General features: G+C 40.1%; 6 protein-coding genes. All 6 read right to left on the bottom strand.

Going from position 1 to position 6,095, the window contains the following annotated elements; genetic code table 11:
* Positions 1-49: 49 nt before the first annotated feature.
* The 6 genes from ABN080_RS02730 to rsxD all read right to left on the bottom strand — a co-directional run bounded on the left by ABN080_RS02730 (position 50) and on the right by rsxD (position 5,910).
* Entirely contained in the window at positions 50-598 is a 549-nt protein-coding gene (locus ABN080_RS02730; protein WP_349440276.1) for an RNA 2'-phosphotransferase, read from the bottom strand.
* A gap of 173 nt (positions 599-771) precedes the next feature.
* Positions 772-2,718, bottom strand: a complete 1,947-nt coding sequence (locus ABN080_RS02735) for an exoribonuclease II (protein ID WP_349440277.1) — start codon at positions 2,716-2,718, stop codon at positions 772-774.
* A gap of 113 nt (positions 2,719-2,831) precedes the next feature.
* Positions 2,832-3,470: an endonuclease III gene (gene nth, locus ABN080_RS02740; protein ID WP_109408768.1), complete on the bottom strand. Its 639-nt coding sequence runs from the start codon at positions 3,468-3,470 to the stop codon at positions 2,832-2,834.
* 12 nt (positions 3,471-3,482) lie between these two features.
* Positions 3,483-4,187 (bottom strand): electron transport complex subunit E, encoded by a 705-nt coding sequence (locus ABN080_RS02745; protein ID WP_036937069.1) that lies wholly within the window; start codon positions 4,185-4,187, stop codon positions 3,483-3,485.
* Between the two features lies 1 nt (position 4,188).
* Positions 4,189-4,815, bottom strand: coding sequence for an electron transport complex subunit RsxG (gene rsxG / locus ABN080_RS02750; RefSeq protein WP_196553101.1), 627 nt, complete (start codon positions 4,813-4,815; stop codon positions 4,189-4,191).
* Positions 4,816-4,833: 18 nt separating this feature from the next.
* A complete protein-coding gene (gene rsxD, locus ABN080_RS02755; RefSeq protein ID WP_109408770.1) occupies positions 4,834-5,910 on the bottom strand; it encodes an electron transport complex subunit RsxD in 1,077 nt (358 codons plus the stop codon).
* Positions 5,911-6,095 lie beyond the last annotated feature (185 nt).

Genomic DNA, 6,095 nt, shown 5'->3' on the forward strand with positions numbered 1-6,095 from the left:
ATAAGCAAGATTATAGGTGACAACGTCACCTAATTGTTTATATTTCATTTTATTCTTTCTCTTCGATTTTTAGATATTTCACAGGTACGGAAAGTGTTAACCATACACCATTATCAGCCTGATAAAATTCAAAACCGTTACTAAACATTTTTTCACTATCAACAATTAAAACAACAGCTTTTCCATGACGATTGCCGACATTTACGGCTGTTTTGTGATCTTGTGATAAATGAACATATTGGCGACCATTAGGTATTAAACCTTGATTAAAAATACTGTCGATAAAGCGAGTTGCTGTGCCGTGATAAAGTATTTTAGGCGGAGTAATAGCTTGGTAATCAATGGTAGTCTTAAGAGAGTGTCCTTGAACGGCACGAATAAAAAGCCCATCTTCTGAAATAGCGAAACGTTTTTTATCATTCGTTTTAACCACATCGTTAATAAGTTCAATGGTTAGTGGCGTGCCTTTTTTCTGCGCTAACAAGATCAATTGTGATATTTCACCCCATCCTTGATCATCAAGTGATAAACCGATACTTTCAGGAGCGTGTCGCAATATATAGCTTAAAAAACGGCTAATTTGTACTTTATCTTTCATTAATTCAATCCATTTGTGATTTACTAAATTTATGGTGTGAGTATTTTATTTCCTTAATACCATAAAAATATTCCTTTTTATTCCCTTTAAATTTCTAGCAAAGATAAGAGGTATAAAAAAACTGATGGCTCAAAATGAACCATCAGTTTTATTGTATACCGACTACAGACTAATTAGATAGGGCGAGCAACAATATTACGTGTTTCAAGTTTTACATCTTCGATGCGAACAGGAATGATATCATTGAGTTTATAAGCACTTTCACCTTTCACAACCACTGTACCCGTTTCTTGACTGCATTGAATTTCATCACGTACAGCATGTAAGAAAGGAGCTGGAATAAAGGCTACTGCGCCATTTTCAACTAAACGAACACGAATACCACCACGCGTAATATCGATAATTTCAGCGTTAAATGGCGTTTCAGTACCCGCAAAAGGTTTTAAGAAACGTGCATATAACCAATCACCTACATCTCGTTCAGCCATACGATTAGCACGACGGCGTTCTGCAATGCGAATACCATCTTCTTCTTGTGGTTTTTCAGCAGGTTCTTTACTGATAATCGCTTTCAGTAACCGATGGTTTAAAATATCACTGTATTTACGGATCGGTGATGTCCATGTTGCATATGCTTCTAGCCCTAAACCAAAGTGTGGACCTGGCTCTGATTTGATTTCAGCAAAGTTTTGATAACGACGAATACGACTATCAAGAAATTGATTCGGTTGGTTATCGAGTTCACGGCGTAATTGGCAGAAACCCTCAAGGGTTAACAAACTTTCAGAAGTGGTTTCAATGCCATTATCTTTTAAAGTTTGTACAACTTGATCGATATAAAGTGGATCAAAACCAGTGTGAACGTTATAGACACCAAAGCCTAAGTTTTTTGCTAATACTTTAGCTGCGCAGATATTGGCAGTGATCATTGCTTCTTCGACAATACGATTTGCAATACGACGATTTTCAGCCACGATATCTAATACATTACCGCCTTCATCGAGAATAAAGCGGTAATCAGGGCGTTCTTTAAAGACCAGTGCATGTTTTTCACGCCATTCATGACGTTTTTCACACATCTCTTTTAATAACATTACTTGTTCATGAACGATGTCATTCTCTGGTTTCCACTCGCTGTTACCGCCTTCTAACCAATCTGAAATATGGTCATAAACCAGTTTAGCTTTTGATTCTACCCATGCTGAATAGAAGTGAATATCTTCATGTAATGCACCATCTTGTGCAATGCTGACTTGGCAAACTAGTGCTGGGCGCTTTTCATTAGGGCGTAATGAGCAGATGTTATCAGATAGCTCACGAGGCAACATTGGGATATTAAAGCCCGGTAGATAGTTAGTTAGTGCGCGTTGTGCCGCAATTTTATCTAATTCACTATTTGGCAGAATATAAGCCGTAGGATCGGCAATGGCGATAAAGAGCGTTAATTGACCATTCTCTTCTTTACGAATAAAGAGTGCGTCATCCATGTCTTCTGTTGATGCGCTATCAATAGTGACAAAGGAGAGAGAAGTCAGATCTTCACGAGGTAACGCATCATGTAATGTAAGTGCTTCGTTGCCCATTTCTGGTGCATCGCGCTCAAGTTGATGGCGCATTAGGGTTACCCACCAAGGGGCGAAGTGATCGTCTTTATCTGTAATATAGTCGGTAATTTCTGCCTGAAAACCTTTATCACCTTTATTCAGTGGATGACGACGCATGACCGCAACAGCCCAATCTTGATCGACAAAACTATGGGTTAAGCTTTGTGCTGGTCGGCAAGGAATAGCATCTTTTAGTAGAGGATGGTCTGGTATTATCCACAGACGGTTATCACCTTCTTTTTTCTGAATACGGCCGACAAAACGAGTTAAAAAGGGTTCAACTAATTCTTCAGGTTCAACTGATTCTTTGTCGTTATTGGTATGAACAGCGGCAATTACACGGTCGCCGTGCATCACTTTTTTCATTTGCGGAGGGGGAATAAAATAGCTTTTCTGACCATCAACTTCAAGGAAGCCAAAGCCTTTATCTGTTCCCTTTACAAGGCCTTCCACGCGCGGTGTTTGGGCATGGAGTTGCTGTTTTAGCTGTGCAAGCAGCGGATTGTCTTGAAACATATTTTTCCGGAAAGTCGGCAGTTTTAATAATAAAAGTGGGCAATAGTTTTATTCGATTGTGCGTAGCGACGCAAGTAATATTGCATCAGAAAAACAGACAAATCGGCAAATTTTTATTCAGGATCTGTTTTTTCTTTAAATTCACACAGGTCTTCAATAATACAAGAGCCGCACCGTGGTTTTCGTGCAATACAGGTATAACGACCATGAAGAATAAGCCAGTGATGGCAATCAACTTTAAATTCTGCCGGAACAACCTTTAAGAGTTTTTGCTCAACTTCATTGACATTCTTGCCGGGGGCAAAGCCTGTACGATTACTCACTCTAAAGATATGTGTATCGACAGCAATTGTTGGCCAGCCAAATGCGGTATTTAAAACAACATTTGCAGTTTTGCGACCAACACCTGGCAAAGCTTCAAGGGCTTCTCTGTTTTCAGGAACCTCACTGTGATGTTTATCCACCAAAATTTGACAGGTCTTAATCACATTTTCAGCTTTGGTATTATATAGGCCAATGGTTTTAATGTATTTTTTAAGTCCATCCACTCCTAAATTCAGGATAGCTTGTGGTGTGTTGGCAACTGGATAAAGCTTAGCGGTTGCTTTATTGACACTCACATCGGTCGCTTGTGCAGAGAGTAACACGGAGATCAATAGTTCAAACGGAGAGTCAAATTTTAGCTCTGTCGTAGGTTGCGGATTGTTATCACGCAACCGAGTTAGAATTTCAATACGTTTTGCTTGATTCATTATGCTCACAAATTAATTTTTAACGATATGACTACCACAGCCTTGCTCTTTTTCATAAGTTTTCATTGTCGAAGCGCTGCGCTTTTTCTGTCTTTCATCGATAAGGTATTTTCCCGCTAACATAAAGCCTAAACCGATAAAAGCACCTGGCGGTAAAATGGCAAGTAAGAAGGGTGAATCTAAATGAACTATTTCGATTCTTAATACTTGAGCCCATTCACCTAACAGTAAATCTGCACCGTCAAATAATGTTCCGTTACCTAAAATTTCACGGATCGCGCCTAACACAAAGAGTGCGGCTGTTGCCCCTAATCCCATTGCTAACCCATCAATGGCAGAAGGAAAGACTTCATTTTTAGCAGCGAAGGCTTCAGCACGGCCAATAACAATACAGTTGGTGACTATTAATGGAATAAAGATCCCCAACGATTGGTATAAACCATAGGCGTATGCGTTGATCAGTAATTGCACAGCACTGACGACAGACGCGATTATCATAACATAAATTGGGATACGAATTTCAGAAGGAACCCAACGACGTAAACTTGAAACTGCCACATTAGTGCAAAATAGCACTAATGTTGTCGCAAGTCCTAAGCCTAGCGCGTTAGTTGCTGTAGAAGAAACCGCAAGTAAAGGGCATAGGCCAAGTAATTGCACTAGAGCTGAGTTGTTTGTCCATAACCCTTGAGCAAAGAGCGTTTTAATGGAGTTCATATTAATTCGCCTCACAGACAGAGAGCGTTTCTAGCTTCTCTGGTAATGATTGTATTAGCCATGCTGTGCGTTTTGATGAGTTAACGACAGCACGGGGGGTGATCGTCGCACCTGTAAATTGATCAAAATCGCCACCATCTTTTTTTACCGCCCAATGTGGATCGTTTTCACTGGAAATGAATTTATGGCTCAGTGTTGTGATCCAATCGGAGATACGTGTTTCAATCTTATCACCCAGACCAGGAGTTTCGTTATGTGCAGTTACACGAACACCTAGAACGTTACCTTTAAAGTCAGCGCCAACAAGAAGTTCAATTGCACCTGAATAGCCATCTGGTGCAGTAGATTCTAAGGCTGCTGCAACGGGTTTACCTTCTAAACGCGCTACATAAAGTTTATGAGGTTTTGAATTCCCCAATTCAGGTGCCGTAAGTAGATAACAATCTTTAGAAAGCTCATTGTCATACATTGTTTTGGGGATCACCTGATCCAATAATCTTTGTTTTTCTATAGCCACTTGCTCTGCAATGGTGTCTGCGGTTAAGTGGTATACCACAGCGGTTAAACCTGTTGTACAAGCCGCAAAGACAGCTAATGTTAGCCCATGACGTTTTAAGATCTCGATCATCATTTTCTCCTTGGCACATTAATGCCCATAAACACGAGGGCGTGTATAGCTATCGATTAAAGGTACGGCGATATTGGCAAGTAATACTGAGAAAGCAACAGCGTCTGGATATCCACCATAAACACGGATAACCCACACTAATAAGCCTATCATGCCCGCATAAATTAAACGGCCTTTAGGGGTTGTAGAGGCACTTACAGGATCTGTCGCTATAAAGAAAGCCCCTAACATTGTTGCCCCTGAGAAAATTTGTAATAAGGGTTGTGAGTAACGAGTAGGATCGATACCCCAACTAATAACAGAACATAAGGCTAACATTGAGATCATTGCAACAGGGATATGCCAGCTAATAATGCGTTTATAGAGCAGAACTAATCCACCAACTAAATAAGCGACATTCACCCATTGCCATCCAATACCGGCAAATTCACCTTGTAAAATAGGTGTTGCTAACACTTCATCAATAGAATGAGTGAGTAATCCGGTTTTAAAACTATCGAGAGGTGTAGCTTGTGTAATGCCATCAACAGAGCGTCTTAAATCTTCAAGTGTTAAGCCTGATGATGTATGACCAGTAAAGAAGATACTTAAACTATCCATGACATTGTAAGAGACAGCTTGTAATTCAACAGGAGGCATCCACGATGTCATTTGTACTGGGAATGAAATTAGTAAAACCACATAACCTACCATTGCGGGGTTAAATGGATTTTGCCCTAAACCACCATAAATATGTTTTGCGATAACGACAGCAACAAATGTACCTAAGACAATGATCCACCATGGTGCCAAAGGCGGAATGCTAATTGCTAGTAATACACCAGTAAGCAGTGCGGAGTTATCTTTAAGGTAAAGTAATGGATCTTCTTTTTTGAGTTTTACGCACACAGTTTCAGCCACAAGCGCAACGATAATGGCTAATATAATTTGGTAAATAGTGCCTAAACCAAAAAAATAGATCTGACTGATGATCCCAGGTAGTGCCGCTAATGTTACCCATAGCATAACTTGGCTGGTGGATTGCTGATTATGCGTAAAAGGGGAACTCGCAATTTTTAATTTACTGTTGTTATTTTGTATCGGTCTAAATTTCATCTGTGATTAGTCCAAGGTAACTTCTTCTTTAGCACGACGTTGTTCGGCTTCTTTTTTCGCTTTTACTCTGGCAATAGCTGCAGCAACAGCAGCTTTGCGCGGATCGACTTCTTCGGCTTCAGCGTTTTCAACAGAGGCTTCAACCGTTGTTGCTTGAGTTTGTTGAGCTTCTTTTTTCGCTTTTA

Origin of the sequence: Proteus sp. fly-1089 (genome assembly GCF_040138965.1) — a bacterium.
Classification (GTDB): domain Bacteria; phylum Pseudomonadota; class Gammaproteobacteria; order Enterobacterales; family Enterobacteriaceae; genus Proteus; species Proteus vulgaris_B.